Annotated in this window: 16 protein-coding genes; 13 read left to right on the top strand and 3 right to left on the bottom strand. The window is 58.2% G+C overall.

Annotated features, from left to right (window positions below):
• The first annotated feature begins 24 nt into the window (after positions 1 to 24).
• Together DJFAAGMI_RS06570 and DJFAAGMI_RS06565 are read left to right on the top strand one after the other, a co-directional pair.
• Entirely contained in the window at positions 25 to 2,427 is a 2,403-nt protein-coding gene (locus tag DJFAAGMI_RS06570; RefSeq protein ID WP_211456418.1) for a catalase, read from the top strand.
• Between the two features lie 89 nt (positions 2,428 to 2,516).
• A complete protein-coding gene (locus DJFAAGMI_RS06565) occupies positions 2,517 to 3,002 on the top strand; it encodes a low affinity iron permease family protein (RefSeq protein ID WP_211456417.1) in 486 nt (161 codons plus the stop codon).
• Positions 3,003 to 3,459: 457 nt separating this feature from the next.
• On the opposite strand, the gene DJFAAGMI_RS06560 is transcribed toward DJFAAGMI_RS06565, so the two are convergent.
• Positions 3,460 to 4,188: a LexA family transcriptional regulator gene (locus DJFAAGMI_RS06560; RefSeq protein ID WP_249333865.1), complete on the bottom strand. Its 729-nt coding sequence runs from the start codon at positions 4,186 to 4,188 to the stop codon at positions 3,460 to 3,462.
• On the opposite strand from DJFAAGMI_RS06560, the gene DJFAAGMI_RS06555 reads away from it, so the two are divergent.
• On the top strand, positions 4,187 to 4,402 hold the full coding sequence (locus tag DJFAAGMI_RS06555) for a hypothetical protein (protein WP_211456416.1): 216 nt from the start codon (positions 4,187 to 4,189) through the stop codon (positions 4,400 to 4,402). The genes DJFAAGMI_RS06560 and DJFAAGMI_RS06555 overlap by 2 nt on opposite strands.
• A 2-nt stretch (positions 4,403 to 4,404) precedes the next feature.
• Here DJFAAGMI_RS06555 and DJFAAGMI_RS06550 read toward each other — a convergent pair whose 3' ends face one another.
• Positions 4,405 to 4,986, bottom strand: coding sequence for a hypothetical protein (locus DJFAAGMI_RS06550; protein WP_211456415.1), 582 nt, complete (start codon positions 4,984 to 4,986; stop codon positions 4,405 to 4,407).
• Between DJFAAGMI_RS06550 and DJFAAGMI_RS06545 the strand changes: the two genes are divergently transcribed.
• Positions 4,985 to 5,191, top strand: coding sequence for a hypothetical protein (locus DJFAAGMI_RS06545; protein WP_211456414.1), 207 nt, complete (start codon positions 4,985 to 4,987; stop codon positions 5,189 to 5,191). The genes DJFAAGMI_RS06550 and DJFAAGMI_RS06545 overlap by 2 nt on opposite strands.
• 25 nt (positions 5,192 to 5,216) lie before the next feature.
• Here DJFAAGMI_RS06545 and DJFAAGMI_RS06540 read toward each other — a convergent pair whose 3' ends face one another.
• Entirely contained in the window at positions 5,217 to 5,483 is a 267-nt protein-coding gene (locus DJFAAGMI_RS06540; protein ID WP_211456413.1) for a hypothetical protein, read from the bottom strand.
• On the opposite strand from DJFAAGMI_RS06540, the gene DJFAAGMI_RS06535 reads away from it, so the two are divergent.
• From DJFAAGMI_RS06535 to DJFAAGMI_RS06495, 9 genes are all read left to right on the top strand, one after another.
• Positions 5,482 to 6,258, top strand: coding sequence for a YdaU family protein (locus tag DJFAAGMI_RS06535; RefSeq protein WP_211456412.1), 777 nt, complete (start codon positions 5,482 to 5,484; stop codon positions 6,256 to 6,258). The two genes, DJFAAGMI_RS06540 and DJFAAGMI_RS06535, sit on opposite strands and share 2 nt — an antisense overlap.
• Entirely contained in the window at positions 6,245 to 6,904 is a 660-nt protein-coding gene (locus tag DJFAAGMI_RS06530) for a DUF6475 domain-containing protein (RefSeq protein ID WP_211456411.1), read from the top strand. Before DJFAAGMI_RS06535 ends, DJFAAGMI_RS06530 begins: the two co-directional genes overlap by 14 nt.
• Positions 6,905 to 6,958: 54 nt before the next feature.
• Positions 6,959 to 7,417 (top strand): RusA family crossover junction endodeoxyribonuclease, encoded by a 459-nt coding sequence (locus tag DJFAAGMI_RS06525; RefSeq protein WP_211456410.1) that lies wholly within the window; start codon positions 6,959 to 6,961, stop codon positions 7,415 to 7,417.
• Between the two features lie 60 nt (positions 7,418 to 7,477).
• Entirely contained in the window at positions 7,478 to 7,882 is a 405-nt protein-coding gene (locus tag DJFAAGMI_RS06520; RefSeq protein ID WP_211456409.1) for a hypothetical protein, read from the top strand.
• Positions 7,861 to 8,427 (top strand): helix-turn-helix domain-containing protein, encoded by a 567-nt coding sequence (locus DJFAAGMI_RS06515; RefSeq protein WP_211456408.1) that lies wholly within the window; start codon positions 7,861 to 7,863, stop codon positions 8,425 to 8,427. Before DJFAAGMI_RS06520 ends, DJFAAGMI_RS06515 begins: the two co-directional genes overlap by 22 nt.
• Positions 8,408 to 9,829 carry a phage terminase large subunit gene (terL, locus tag DJFAAGMI_RS06510; protein WP_211456407.1) on the top strand — a complete coding sequence of 474 codons (1,422 nt, stop codon included), beginning with the start codon at positions 8,408 to 8,410 and terminating at the stop codon, positions 9,827 to 9,829. The genes DJFAAGMI_RS06515 and terL overlap by 20 nt, the downstream gene beginning before the upstream one ends.
• Before the next feature lie 576 nt (positions 9,830 to 10,405).
• Positions 10,406 to 10,684 carry a hypothetical protein gene (locus DJFAAGMI_RS06505; RefSeq protein ID WP_211456406.1) on the top strand — a complete coding sequence of 93 codons (279 nt, stop codon included), beginning with the start codon at positions 10,406 to 10,408 and terminating at the stop codon, positions 10,682 to 10,684.
• 47 nt (positions 10,685 to 10,731) lie between these two features.
• A complete protein-coding gene (locus DJFAAGMI_RS06500) occupies positions 10,732 to 12,111 on the top strand; it encodes an anti-CBASS protein Acb1 family protein (RefSeq protein ID WP_211456405.1) in 1,380 nt (459 codons plus the stop codon).
• The gene (locus tag DJFAAGMI_RS06495) at positions 12,092 to 13,978 is read left to right on the top strand and encodes a phage minor head protein (protein WP_211456404.1); all 1,887 of its coding nucleotides are present in this window, start codon (positions 12,092 to 12,094) and stop codon (positions 13,976 to 13,978) included. The genes DJFAAGMI_RS06500 and DJFAAGMI_RS06495 overlap by 20 nt, the downstream gene beginning before the upstream one ends.
• The last annotated feature ends 5 nt before the right edge of the window (positions 13,979 to 13,983 follow it).

Raw genomic sequence — 13,983 nt, 5'->3', positions numbered from 1 at the left:
TACTCCTCGATGCAAAGGTGTGTCATGCCCAAAGCCAACAAACCAGCTTCCACCCTCAAAACGACCAAGGCTGCTCCAGCCCGCAATACCGATAGCGGTCCTTCCAGTACTGAAGGGGTTGATCTCCATTCCTTGAAGGCTCGGCAGACTCAGGATCTCGCAGCGGCCAGGCCTTACAACCCGACCAAGGCGGGAGAACATGGTTTTGACAGTGGCTTGTTTCCAGCTGCCGGTGCACATACAGCGCCCACTTCCCGGCTTCCTTCTGCAAGTACCCTCACGGAATCGGAAGCTTCGTCAAAGACCGGGACCGGAGCATTTGCAGGGGTCAACGCCACCATAGGCACGCTCGATCATGTACGTGTCGATTCGGAAGGGCAAACGCTCACGACGAACCAGGGTGTGGCCATCGGCGACAACCAAAACTCTCTCAAATATGGAGAGCGTGGGCCGGTGCTGCTGGAAGATTTCATACTGCGCGAAAAGATCACACACTTTGACCATGAGCGCATCCCTGAGCGGATCGTCCATGCCCGAGGCTCGGGTGCTCACGGATATTTCGAATGCTATGCCTCTCTGAGCGAATTAACCCGTGCAGCGCCTTTTCAGGCAGCGGGCAAGATCACTCCAGTCTTCGTGCGCTTTTCGACAGTGCAGGGCGAGCGAGGATCGAAGGATACCGCGCGCGATGTGCGCGGATTCGCCGTGAAGTTCTACACGGACGAAGGCAACTGGGATCTTGTTGGTAACAACATGCCCGTGTTCTTCATTCAGGATGCCATGAAGTTTCCGGATCTGGTTCATGCAGTGAAGCCGGAGCCTCATCACCAGATGCCCCAGGCTGCCAGCGCTCATGACACCTTCTGGGATTTTGTTTCTTTGATGCCCGAATCCACCCACATGTTGATGTGGTTGATGTCCGATCGCGCCATACCGCGCAGCTTTGCCACCATGCAGGGTTTTGGTGTGCATACGTTCCGCTTCGTCAACGCGCAGGGGCAATCCGTCTTCGTCAAGTTTCATTGGTCTCCGAAGGCGGGAACCCACTCTCTGGTCTGGGATGAGGCCGTCAAGATCTCGGGTGCAGATCCAGACTACAACCGGCGTGATTTGTGGGAGCGCATCGAATCGGGCGCCTTTCCCGAGTTTGAGCTGGGCGTGCAGGTTTTCTCCGAGGAGGATGCAGAAGGATTCAGCTTCGACATTCTCGACTCTACGAAGATCATTCCTGAGGAATTGGTCCCGGTACGCCCCATCGGTCGCATGGTTCTCAATCGCAATCCCGACAACTTCTTTGCAGAGACCGAGCAGGTAGCTTTCTGCACCGCTCATGTGGTGCCAGGCATCGATTTCTCGAATGATCCGCTTCTGGCGGGTCGTATTCACTCATACGTGGACACACAGATCTCGCGCCTCGGAGGTCCAAACTTCCACGAGATCCCCATCAATGCGCCCCTGACACAAGTGCATAACAATCAGCGCGACGGCATGCACCGCCAGGCAATCCATCGGGGCAAGGTTGCCTATGAGCCAAATTCTCTGGGCGGAGGCTGCCCGTTTCAGGCGGGAGCTGCTCAGGGCTTTGTGTCGGTGCCGGCTCGGATTCAGGCCAACGAGGCCCAAGGGAAGGTTCGAGCGAAACCTGAAAAGTTTGCTGACCACTACACACAGGCAAAACTGTTCTTCGACAGCCAGACTGCCGTCGAGCAAGCACACATCTCAGCAGCATTTCGTTTTGAGCTGAGCAAGGTGACCGTGCCCGCCATCCGCGAGCGCATGGTTTCCTCCCTGCGCAATGTATCGGAAGAACTCGCGCTCCAGGTCGCGCAAGGCCTCGGGATTCAAGAGATGCCGGAGCCCATGCCCTTGGCTCTTACCTCTCCTGCAGCACCTGAAGTGGACCAGTCGCCTGGGCTGTCACTGTTTGCCCGACCCGGAGAGGTGCAAATAATGGCCAGAAAGGTGGCGATTCTTGTGGCAGATGGAGTCATTGGAGCAAGTGCCGTAGCACTTCATGAGGCACTCTTTGCCAGAGGTGCGGTTCCGAGATTTGTGGCCCCACATATTGGGCCTGTTTTTACGGACGACGGGGTTGAAATCAATGCAGACGCCTCCCTAGAGAACGAGCCTGGCTTTCTGTTTGATGCCTTGGCCTTGCCTGACGGAACTGCCGGTGTGCAGCGCTTGGCTGCCAACGGCCACACGATCGAGTTCATCAAAGATCAATACAGGCACTGCAAACCCATCCTTGTCATGCCCGCTTCTTCCGCACTCATGCTGGTAGCTCAAATCCCATCGATGCTGCCGGACGGTCAGCCAGATCCGGGACTGCTGGTCGGCTCGTCGGAGTCGGACTTCGAGGACTTCTTCAAAGCCATTGGCAAACACCGCCACGTTGAACGTGAGACCGACCCGCCAGTGATCTGATGGTCGTGGATGGCATACGTCCTGGACCCTTGGCCCGGCGCAGCCTTCATAAGCTGCGTCCTGAACGAAATCAGCGGAAAAGGTTCAATATGCAAAACATCAAATCTTCGTGCGCCACGGCATCGGCAACTCCCGATGTCACCTCAGAAGTGACGAGCGACTCCAAATCCAAGCACTCGGGACTTCTCGCGAACTTTGATCATTTCGCCAACCACGTCACCAGTTGGGTGGGTACACCGATAGCTTTTGGTAGCGCACTCGGCGGTGTCATCATTTGGGCGCTGGTGGGGCCGGTGTTCAAGTATTCCGAAAATTGGCAGCTGATCATCAACACTGGCACCTCGGTAGTCACTTTTTTGATGGTGTTCCTCATCCAGCAAAGCCAAAGCAAGGACAGCGTAGCGCTGCACTTAAAGCTCGATGAACTGTTGAAGGCCACCAAGTCTGCCAACAATCAGATGATGTGCATCGAAGATCTGGATGAAGAAGAACTGCGGTCGATGGCGGCGCACTATCTCAAGCTTGCCAAAAATGCCCAGCATTCTGCCAACTCTAAGGCGGTCCCATCGCAGTGATGACAATCAGCATTGGTTTTTGACTCAGCCACAGCGTCCTGGAGCAGGGCGCTGTGGTTGGTTGTTGGCTACTCCCGGCTTCCCGGCTTCCAACGGTTTGCCTTTACTTCGCGGAGTCAGGCGGACCCCTTCATGGCTCCCTGGGCAGGTGGCCGATTCCACCTTGTGGCTGAACCCTTTCCATCTTTCGACGCCGGTTGACCATCTGGCCGGTGGCGCTGCAACCGCTGCGCTCTATAAAGAGCTGGACCTTCCTCTTGCATCGAGTCAGTTCAGGGGACGGATCGCTACCCCTTGGGTCTTATCGCGTTTGTTGCTGCGTTGGCTGATAATGTACCGATATCGGTACTATCGGTCAATACCGATATCGGTATGGGTGGGAATATTTTTCTTGATGTCTATCAATGCGATGGCTCGCACAAGTGCACTGATGACAGCGTTAGCTCGTAGAAGGTCGCTATAGCCTAGCGCCCATCCATATAGCGCGACCCTGAATTAGGCCGTCAGGCTGCGCCTCCATGACGATGTCAGGATGCTCTTCCTTATCTGCGTTGTCGGAGACCGCGCGCCATCTATCGTTCACCTTTTGGAAGCGTTTCACCAGCATTTCTCCTGCCCATGAGAAGGCGTAGATGCTTCCATTGTGTGGCTCCTTCTCAGCTCGATTTAATAGCAAGATGGCACCATCGCGAATAGTCGGCTCCATGCTTGTTCCAGCCATAGTCACCACGGCCGCATTCGCGGGACTGACGCCAACAGCGCGCAGGAAATCCCGCCTGAACTGAAGTGAGCTGACCATCTCAACGACTCCGTTCGTTCGTCCTGGGATTGCATCTCCACTAACACTTAAGCGCGATACAGCCGTGAATTCCTGCTCGTCATTGAGATGACCGCGAAGTAGTGTGTCCAGGTCAACGCTGAAGTAGTCCGCGACCTTCTGAAGGGACTCCATGCGTATGCCGGTCTCTCCTGCCAGTATCCGTTGAAGCGTGCCCTGACCAATGTCAAAACCTGCGGCCTTCATCTCTTGACGAAGACCTCCGATGGACTTTCCTTTTGATAGCACGGCCACGTTGCTGGCCAACATTTGATTGATAGAGCTGCGCATAGGCTGCATTTTTTGTTCTTGATGTACCGAAATCGGTATGTTAGAGTTGTACTGAAATCGGTTTTTGGAGATACCCATGAGCACTCCCATTACTGTTTATCTGCTCGAGAAGTTGACTGAGGTTGGTACAGCTGGCTTCGAGCAGCTCGCTGCTGAAACCGGCGTGAAGGTCAGCTTTATTCGAAAGTTCTTTTATGGCAGCAGAGAAAATCCGCGCGTCATGACAGTACAGCCATTGCTCGATTACTTCCAAGCCCTTGACCGGAAGCGCGCATCCGGGGAGGTTCTGTGATGTCAATCTATCTCCGCACCGCAGACGCTGCACCCCCAGACCTCGCCCCGGATGTGAAGGTTCCGATAATTAAGTGCAACCTTCCTTCCATTGTCGAAGCATGGTTGACACAAATAGTGGAGAGGCTCCGTAGATCTTGGCTCGCTGTCCCCGTTTTGACCTTGAGTGAGATTCACTCGATACGCCAAGTTGCCAGGGGTGACTTCGACGAGAGAGTAGCGACCCCGTTCACGAGCGGATTCTTCAAGCTTCCGCACTTTCTCACAGGCTTCGAAGTGTTCGCCTTGGAGCTGAAGAAGAGCAGTGTTGTGAGCAAGCAATCCCTCTTGGGCTTTGAGCAGCTGATCGAGCAGCGCAGAAGTGCGTTCGTTGATCAGTGTCGAGTCGCGCAGAGCACTCATGCCCTTGGCGATGTCGCGCGCAGCGGAAATTGAAGCAGTGATGCCTCCGATAGCTGTCCAGTCCATTTTCCTGTCCACCCTCTCCGGAAATGGTTGTGTAGGAGCTCCCATGGTAGCCCGGAGAAGGGTGGGCGTCTTTTTCTCGTTGATTGCCAAGAACCACATTGAGGAGGCTTGAGTCATGTATGCCGACCCCGCCCATATCCGCAAGAACCGCGTGAATCTGTCTCTGAATGATGCTGAAAACAGGCTGGCCGAGGCCATGGCGGAGTTCAACGGCATGCAGAAATCGGTGTTCTTGCGGGAGTTGGTCCTGGAGGGACTGGCGCGTTTGCATCGCTCCGATTCTGCGGCTGAGGCTGCCGAAATGCGAGCCCCACACCCGTGACGCGGGCGCGTCGCGTCATCAACTTTCACGTAACGCGGAATGAACTCAAGTGCCAGCACCACCCCAAACCGGGCAGCCACTCGATCTCTCCGAACGAGAAGTTGCTGCACTCGATGCCTATGCCAAAGCGCATGGACTTACCCGTCAACAGGCGGCCACTCAGTTGGCGCAGCAGACCCTGGCAGAGCGCTATCGCATCAGGAAGCAGCAAGGCCGGATCGTTGCATTTCGGAGGCGTCGATGACTCTCTCATCACTTTCCCGTTACGCATTTGTTCAAGGCGTGCGGCCATGAACTACTTCCCATTTCATCTGGGGGACTACGCAGCCCACACGGCTCACCTTGAGCCATTGGAAGATCTCGCCTATCGCCGCATGCTGGACCAGTACTACTTGCGTGAGTGTCCATTGCCAAAGGAACCTGCGGAGGTGGCTCGCCTGATTCGCATGCGTGCCAACGTGGTCGAGGTTGAGGCTGTACTGCGTGAGTTCTTCACGCAGACGAGCGATGGCTGGATCAATACCCGTGCCGATCAGGAAATCCTGCGCATGCGGGATAAGCAGGCTAAGGCCAGGGCTTCTGCAGAAGCATCCGTTGCAGCGCGTCAGGCAAAGGCAAACAAGACTAGCTCAACGCCCGCTGAGCGAACGCTTAACGAACGCTCAACGGGCGTTGAGCTACCAACACCAACACCAACACCAATAAATAATTCCGTAGCTATCGCTACGGGCGGCGAGCCGCCGAAACGGCCGGACCCGGCCGAAATCATTTTTGGCTACGGGTTATCCCTGCTAATCAACGCCGGAACGTCGGAGCGGCAAGGGCGCTCGTTCCTCGGCGGGCTGCGCAAGGCCCATGGCGATGAGGCTTTGATCGACAAGCTGCGAGAGTGCGCCAAGGCCAAGCCGCTGCAGCCGCTGGAGTGGTTGGCCGCGGCGCTGCCGCCACCTGGCTCGGGCATTCGCGCCGGACCCGTCACGCCGAATCGCCAGGAGGCGCTGGAGCGGCGCAATCGCAGTGTGGCCGACGCCTGGGCTGCCGAAGGAGCAGGGCATGCAGCTGTCTGACCGCCCCCTTTTCGCACAGCTCATCACCGACGTGCTGGCCTACTACCGCCTCGATGCCAGCCGTTTTGTGCTGGAGCTGTGGTGGAACGCCTGTCAGGGTTTCGAGATGGAGCAGATCCGCCAGGCCGTGCAGCGCCACTGCATCGACCCGGAGCATGGGCAGTTTGCGCCGAAGGTGGCTGATATCGCCCGGGTTCTGCAGGGCACTACCACCGACCGCGCGGCCATCGCCTGGGGCAAGGTGCACGAGGCCATGAGTGCCGTGGGGGCCTACAGCGATGTGGTCTTTGACGACCCGGCGATTCATGCCGTGATCGAGGACCTGGGTGGCTGGCCCAAGGTGTGCCGCACGGAGCTCAAGGAGCTGTCGTACCTGCAGCACCGCTTTCAGCTCGCACATCGCGCCTACAGCGACAGCGGCCAGTTCGAGTACCAGCGCCGCCTGCCCGGCGATCGGTCTCCGGATCACGAGTTCGCGAGCCGGGGACTGGCATTGCCCCGCCCCGCGCTGGTGGGCAATCGTGAGCGTGCCATGGCCGTGCTGACAAACGGTAGCGCTGCAGGCAAGACGCGTATCTCCACGCTGCCGGAGCAGGCGATGTACCTGCTGGCCCATACGTCCACCGAGCAGGAGCAATTGGCATGAAAAGGAAAGCGCCCTGAGCCACATTCATCCGCACAACGCAGGAGCTAAGAACCCATGATCACGCTGACCCTTCCGTACCCCATCAGTGCCAACAGGTACTGGAAGACCCGCGTGATCCGCAAGGGCTGCAGCCGGGTGGCCATGACCTATGTGAGTGCGGAGGCAAAGGCTTTCAAGCAGCATGTGGGCTGGCTGGCCAAGGCTGCAGGGGTGCGCCAGCCGATAGCGGGGCGCGTTGCCATTGCCTACACGCTGCACCCCCATTGCCCGCAGGACGCGCAGCGCCGCATGCAGGGCGACCCCGACGCCTGGGATGACTCGGTGCAGTGCATCGACCTGGATAACGCCCAGAAGGTACTGCTGGACGCGCTCAAGGGCGTGGTCATCGAGGACGACAGGTGGGTGCGCCGCATTACGGCGGAACGTGGCATGCCGGTGGAAGGCGGGCGGCTGGTGGTGTCCATCACTCCGCTGCAGGCGGCGTCTTCCTCGGAACCTTTCAATGCGCAGTAGGGCATGGGAAAGTGATACGTCCATAGCATTTCACGCATCACCCCGGCAGAGGAGAAAGCCATGGAACGCGTTGAACTGCTGTGTGAGCCTGTTGAGTGCTCTTCCACCCTGGAGGAGGTGCGCGACGATGCGGTTGAAGCGCTGCTGGACCCGCCCATCGTCCATAGCATTGTGCGTGCGCAGGATTGTTCTGTGCCGCCGCTCAAGGGGCCTACATCGGTGTTTGACCTGGCTGCCTCGGGGCTCAAGCAGCGCAAGGCGCGCACAGGTAGGGGTTGCAGCCGGGAGGTGAGGGTGGTCACACGCGAGTGCGGGGTGGTGCGTTGTCTGCGGGTGCGGTTTGCCGATACGGCCGAGGGCCTGGAGAAGGAGCGCCAGCGACGTGCGCGCCAGATCGTGCCCCGAGCGCCCAAGCAGACTTTCAGGATGAGGAATAGCAGGACATGGGACGACCCTCAAAACTGACCGAGAAACAGTGGGCCGAGATCACCGCAAGGCTGGTCGCCGGGGAGAGGGCCGCGGATCTGTCTCGCGAATACGGCATCTCCAAAACCTCGATCAGCATGCGAGTTTCGAAACGCGCAGAAACCATCCATTGCGTGGCAGATCAAGTGGTTCAAGCGGAGCAGTCACTCGCAAGTCTGCCGATTTCCGAACAAATCATTGCCGTTAACTTAGCGTCCAAGTTGCGCGCCATCAGCGACAACCTGGCCAGCGCGGCGCAGTATGGCGCGCAGACGGCACACCGGCTCAGTGCCCTGGCCAACTCCGAAGTTGCGAAGGTGGATGATGCAGACCCGCTTAAGCCCGAGAGCGTCGATGCCATGAAGGGCGTGGCCGTGCTCACCAAATTGGCCAACGACAGCGCGAGCATTGCGCTGAATTTGCTGGCGGCCAATAAAGAAGCAATTAAGGAGTTGAGCAGCGAAGATTCGCACGGCCTCATGGCTGCGAACGTGACTCCACAGCAGCTCAAGGACGCGGTGCAAAGTGTCCAGGCCAAGTTTTAGCGCGGCAGAGCGTCTGGCAGCCATTGGCTGGGCGCGCGAAGACCTGTATTCGTTTTCGCGCTGGATGTTTTTGCAGCGCAAGGGCTACCTTTGGCGCCGTGCACGGCATCACGCCTTGATCTGCAATGCGTTGATGCGCGTGTTCAGGGGTGAGTGCAGGCGGCTGATCATCATGATGCCGCCGCGCTACTCAAAAACCGAACTAGCGGTGGTGAACTTCATTGCCTGGGCCCTGGGCAAGGTGCCCGATGCGGAGTTCATCCATTGCAGCTACAGCACGCCGCTGGCGGTCAGCAACAGCATTCTGGTGCGCAGCGTGGTGCAGCACGAGGCCTATGCCGAGATCTTTCCGCAGGTGCAACTGGCCACGGATGCCGGCTCGCACTGGAAGACCACCGCCGGCGGCGTGATGTATGCCACGGGCACGGGCGGCACGATTACCGGCTTTGGTGCAGGCAAACACCGTGAGGGCTTCGGCGGGGCCATCATCATCGATGACCCACACAAGGCGGATGAGGCCAAGTCAGACACCATCCGCAAGGGCGTGATCGACTGGTTTCAGAACACGCTGGAGAGCCGCAAGAACAGCCCGGATACGCCCATCATCCTGATCATGCAGCGCCTGCACGAGGACGACCTGGCCGGCTGGCTGCTGGGCGACCGTGGTAAGGATGGCAACGGGCCGCCGGTGGCGGGCGGCAACGGCGAGGTGTGGGAGCAGCTGCGCCTGTCGGCTTGGGTCGGCGACGATGAGGAACCGCTCTGGCCCGAAAAACACAGCGCCGACGAGCTGCGGCGCATGGAAAAGGCCAACCCCTATGTGTTTGCCGGGCAGTACCGGCAACTGCCAGCCCCTCCAGAAGGCGGTGTGATCAAGCCGGACCTGATGCCCATCGTGGAAGCCATCCCTGCAGGCGTGGTGGAGTGGTGCAGAGGCTGGGACTTGGGCGCCTCTGGCGATGGTGATTACACGGCCGGGGCCAAGGTGGGCCGGCTGGCCGATGGCCGCTACATCATTGCCGACATGAGGCGCGAGCAGTTCGAGACCAACCTGCGCGACCAGCTCATCCAAAACACTGCTGTTTCCGATGGCCGCTTGCTCAAGCAGAGTCTGCCGCAGGACCCGGGCCAGGCCGGCAAGTCCCAGGTACTGGCATTTGCCAAGCTGCTGGCCGGCCACAACGTGCACTTCAGCCCTGAATCAGGGGACAAGGTCACGCGGGCCACGCCGCTGGCCAGCCAGATCAATGCCGGAAACGTGCTGCTGCACAAGGGCGCCTGGAACACTCCGTTCATCGATGAATGCCGTCTCTTCCCGTTTGGCAAATATGATGACCAGGTGGATTCAGCGGCGAGAGGGTTCAATGGGTTGTTGCAGCCGACCATGGGGATATTCACTTAAGGAGCCTCTGCATAATGCCTTGGCCGCGGACCAAGTGATAACGGGGGGGAGCGCTGAGAATGGAAAACTGCACGCTGCTACCTCACCTTGGTCGGTGATCGTTGCTGAATCGCCTGACCCTGTGCGTCCGCATGGCGGAGCCTTCAAAGTAAGATAAATCGCATAAATCATGGATCATGCAGATTTTAATCAATCTTATATTATTTAGGATAGTTTAAAGATTGACAATGTCTTGGATGAGATTTTTTGATTTTTATCACAAGGCATAGGAACAGGAGCATAGCGGGCTGTTTGGGAGGGGTATGCTCGTACCTGTGTATAGTTTCTATTGCAGCTCTTGGGGGGAACATTATGGCCTATTTTACGGTGACGGGAACGAACAACTCAGTGGCAATCATCAACGGAAATCAGGTCTCGAAGGTCATTGATTTCGGCTCGTATCGGGTAATTTACCAAGGTTCGGAGACAAACAACTATCAAGTTGTGAACTCTCTTGCGGATATTCTTCATCTCCTCAAGCAGTGATTGAGATTAGGGTGTAAGGATATTTTGGTGTTTCATGCAAGATATCTTCCTATGAAGAAGTGGACGATGCTCTGCATATTTATGCTGCCTCTAAGCGGATTCTGTGTTTCTGTGGAGGATATTCCAGATTTAATCAAGTCCTGTGAGGAAGAAAAGACAAAAGACGATTATGAGATCAGGGGGGCACCTTCGTGCGATCTCTTAAGGGCTATAGCAGAGGTCCAAAATGGCGTTCTCCTGCCAGATGCCAATTTGCTGTATGAGTGGAATGCTGCGTTGCAAATGTATTGTCATTACACCAAGGACAAGGAACTTGTCAGTTGTCCTTAGGGAGCGGGCATCAACGACAAGGCGGATGCTCCCTAGCATGCATAGGCATGCCCGAGATCATTACCAACTCCCTTGAAATCTCCCGCGCCCGGCGCGAGTTCCTTGGATCGCTGGGCCTTGACGCCAAGCGGGCCACAGCCTGGATCCAGTACGGATACAGCGAGCAGGTCAGCTTTGAAATGCTCTATGCCGCCTATGAGCGTGGCGGCGCGGGTCATGGCGCAGTGCATCGGCTGTTGGATGCTTGCTGGCTCAAGCTGCCGCGCATCAAAAAGCCCAACAGCGACGAGATCAGCCCCTGGGAGGTCAAGGCGGGCAGGGTACTGCGCTCCATCAGGGCTTGGAGCAAGCTCAAGGACCTGGACCGTCGCAATATGGTGGGCCGATATGCGGCCGTGATCTACCGCGTGGCCGACAGCAAAGCACTTGAGGAGCCGCTGGAGCGGGCAACCAAGTTGGTCGACCTGATCCCGCTCTACGAAAACCAGATCAAAGTCACCAAGTGGCATACGGATCCTGGCACCGAAAACTACGGCACACCGGCCATGTTCCAGTACCGGAGAATCAGTCCTCCTGGCACAGATACGGAAGGTCGGCCCGAGGAATGGGCCGATGTGCACCCCAGCCGCGTGCAGATCCTGGCCGAGGGCGCCGTGGGCGATTTCTACGATGGCGTGCCGCTGCTGCGCGCCGGCTTCAATCGTCTGGTGGACCTGGACAAGATCGCCGGCGGATCGGGCGAATCCTTCCTGAAGAATAGTGCCCGCACCATCGTGTTCAAGTACGACACAGGGGGGATGCCTCAAGCCATGCCAGGTCCCGATGGGGTAGAGACAGGGTCGGTACGTGAAGCCCACGAAGAGCAGGCCAAAGCCCTGAACAAAAACCAGGATGCGGCTGTTGTCATACAGGGAGGTGATGCGACAACCCTGCAGACGGCGATCAGCGACCCCACTGGACCCTGGACAACGGCAGCCAATGAGTTTGCGGCCTCGGTGCGCATCCCGTTCACTGTGCTGTTCGGTCAGCAGACCGGACGCCTGGCAAGCGATGAGGACAAGTCCGACTTTGCCAACCGCTGCTCGAGCAGGCAGGAGTTTGAGCTCACGCCCATGCTCGAGGAGTTCATCACCAGGATGCAGGCGGCCGGCATCATCGATGCGGGCGAGTTTGAGATTGAATGGCCGCCGGTCAATGCACCGACCGAAAAAGACAAAGCCGAACTGCTTGGCAAGATGACGGCCGCCATGCAGCAGGCCTTCCAGGCAGGACTGACGGAGCCCATTTTCGATGCCAACGAGTTGCGCGCCGTGATGGATTTCGAGCAGCGCAAGGACGACGGCATGCCGAGAGAGGATGATCCGGTGCGCATTGGTGACGAAGATTCCGCTGTTGAGCAGGCCGACCATGCGCCAGCGCACACCTAACCCGGCCATTCCCGGCACGCGCAGGGACCGAACTGGCTCGACGCAGCTGCTGCGCAAGGCGCTGGCCGCCATCCATGAGCGTTGGCGCAGATTGGCCCGGGATGTGCTGGCCGCCTTTGAGCAAATTCCGGTCTATGCGTTGAACGAGACGGGCTCTCGCGTGGTCTATGGCATGACCCCGGCCATTCTGGATATCGCGCTGCTGGAGATTCAGACGGCGCTGGATCGCTGGGTGCAAAATGGCCAGGAGCCCAAGGAGCTGTTCTGGTGGAATCCGTTTGTGGAGCAGGCATCGCAGCTGGGCGCTCTGCAAAGCGTGACCAATCTGGCCCATCTGTCTGCGGCTTATGCCGCGTCACGCTCGTTCGATCAGGTGGTCCGCAGCGAGCCTTATCTCACTCGGGTGGCGCTGGCACGCATGAAAAGCTATGAGCATTGGACGGGCCTGCGTGCCGAGGCGCAGAGCCGTCTGGCCGGCATCATTGGCCGAGCCGTAGCGGACGGTCTGAATCCGAAGGCCGCTCGCAAGCTGATCGTCGAGGGTCTGGGCATGAGCAAGTCCAAGGCGGCGCAATATGCGCAGACCGATATCACCGATACCTTGAGGCAAGCGCGATGGGCCGAATCAGAAGCCGCGCAGGTGCAGTACGGGCTGAAGATCGGGCTGCTTTGGACCTCGGCGCTGTTGCCGACCACCCGGGCTACGCATGCGGCGCGCAATGGCCGGGTGTATTCCACTGATGAGGTGCGTGCCTTCTATGGCCGGGACGGCAACCGGTACAACTGCTTCCTGCCGGGTACACGCGTGGCAGGTAGGTTTGTGGCCGGCTCAAAGGCCAGATACAAGGGGCCTGTCATTACTCTGGTGAGCGCTGCTGGCGGCGAAATATCCGTGACCCCGAATCACCCCGTGGTGACCCAGCGTGGCTTGATTCCTGCGGCAGAAGTCCAGAAAGGCGATTATCTTGTCGCAGACCGGACCCAGGTGGAAAACCCGCTTGGGGTAGTTAACCTGAATGGTGATCTGGTTGCTCCCCGAATTGAGGATGTATTCGGTGCGCTCATGGATGCGGGCGAGTCGTCGCTTGTCGGGGTGAGTGGAGTAGATTTCCACGGCGATGCGGCATTCATGGATGAACACGTCGAGGTTGTACGGTCCGAGCGCGTACTGGCCTTCGCAATGGATGCCGCGCGCGCGAAGCTCCTCGATAACCTCGCGTTCGTAAAGGCCGACGCGCCGACTCTTGGAAGTGGCTCGCTTGGTGAGTTCATCCATGTGAACGGTTCGGCCACGCACGGATGCATGGGCGGCTGCGGCGTTCGATTTGCGCTCATTACTGGTGAGCTTGGCCATGCGAACAGCTTGTGCCGCACTACACGAGCGGGCCTCCAATCCGGCCAGCGTGAACCATCGCATGATGGTGGTTCTATCCACGCCGATGCGTTTGCTGATGGACAACACGGACTCACCCTCGACGTGTGCTTTGTGAAGGGTAGGGGCCAGTGCGAGGCCGCGTTGACGGGACCATTCATTCCAGCGGAAGCCATGCTGATGGAAGAGCTCCATCAGCGTGCGGGCGCAAATCCCGACGCTGTTGGCAATGCTCTTATACGACTCGCCGGACTTGCAGCGTTCGATGAGGTTGTGGACGTAGTCTGGGGCGAATTCGACGGGCATGTGTTCGATCTCCAAGAGGTATCGGGACTCATGCTAGGGAGCAATTTCGCAATGAGTAACTGCCATTGCGGGCAGACTGAATGTTTGCTTGATATCAGTGGGAAGCCGATTCTGACGGAGTGGCTGCAAAAAACTATGGCGGCAGAGCGTGAGGTTTGGGCTCAGACCAAGAAATTCGCCGAAAAGTAACTCGA

The sequence above is a fragment of the Comamonas brasiliensis genome (genome assembly GCF_018292285.1).
Classification (GTDB): Bacteria; Pseudomonadota; Gammaproteobacteria; order Burkholderiales; family Burkholderiaceae_C; genus Comamonas; species Comamonas brasiliensis.
This window is presented reverse-complemented; position numbering and strand designations above follow the sequence as displayed.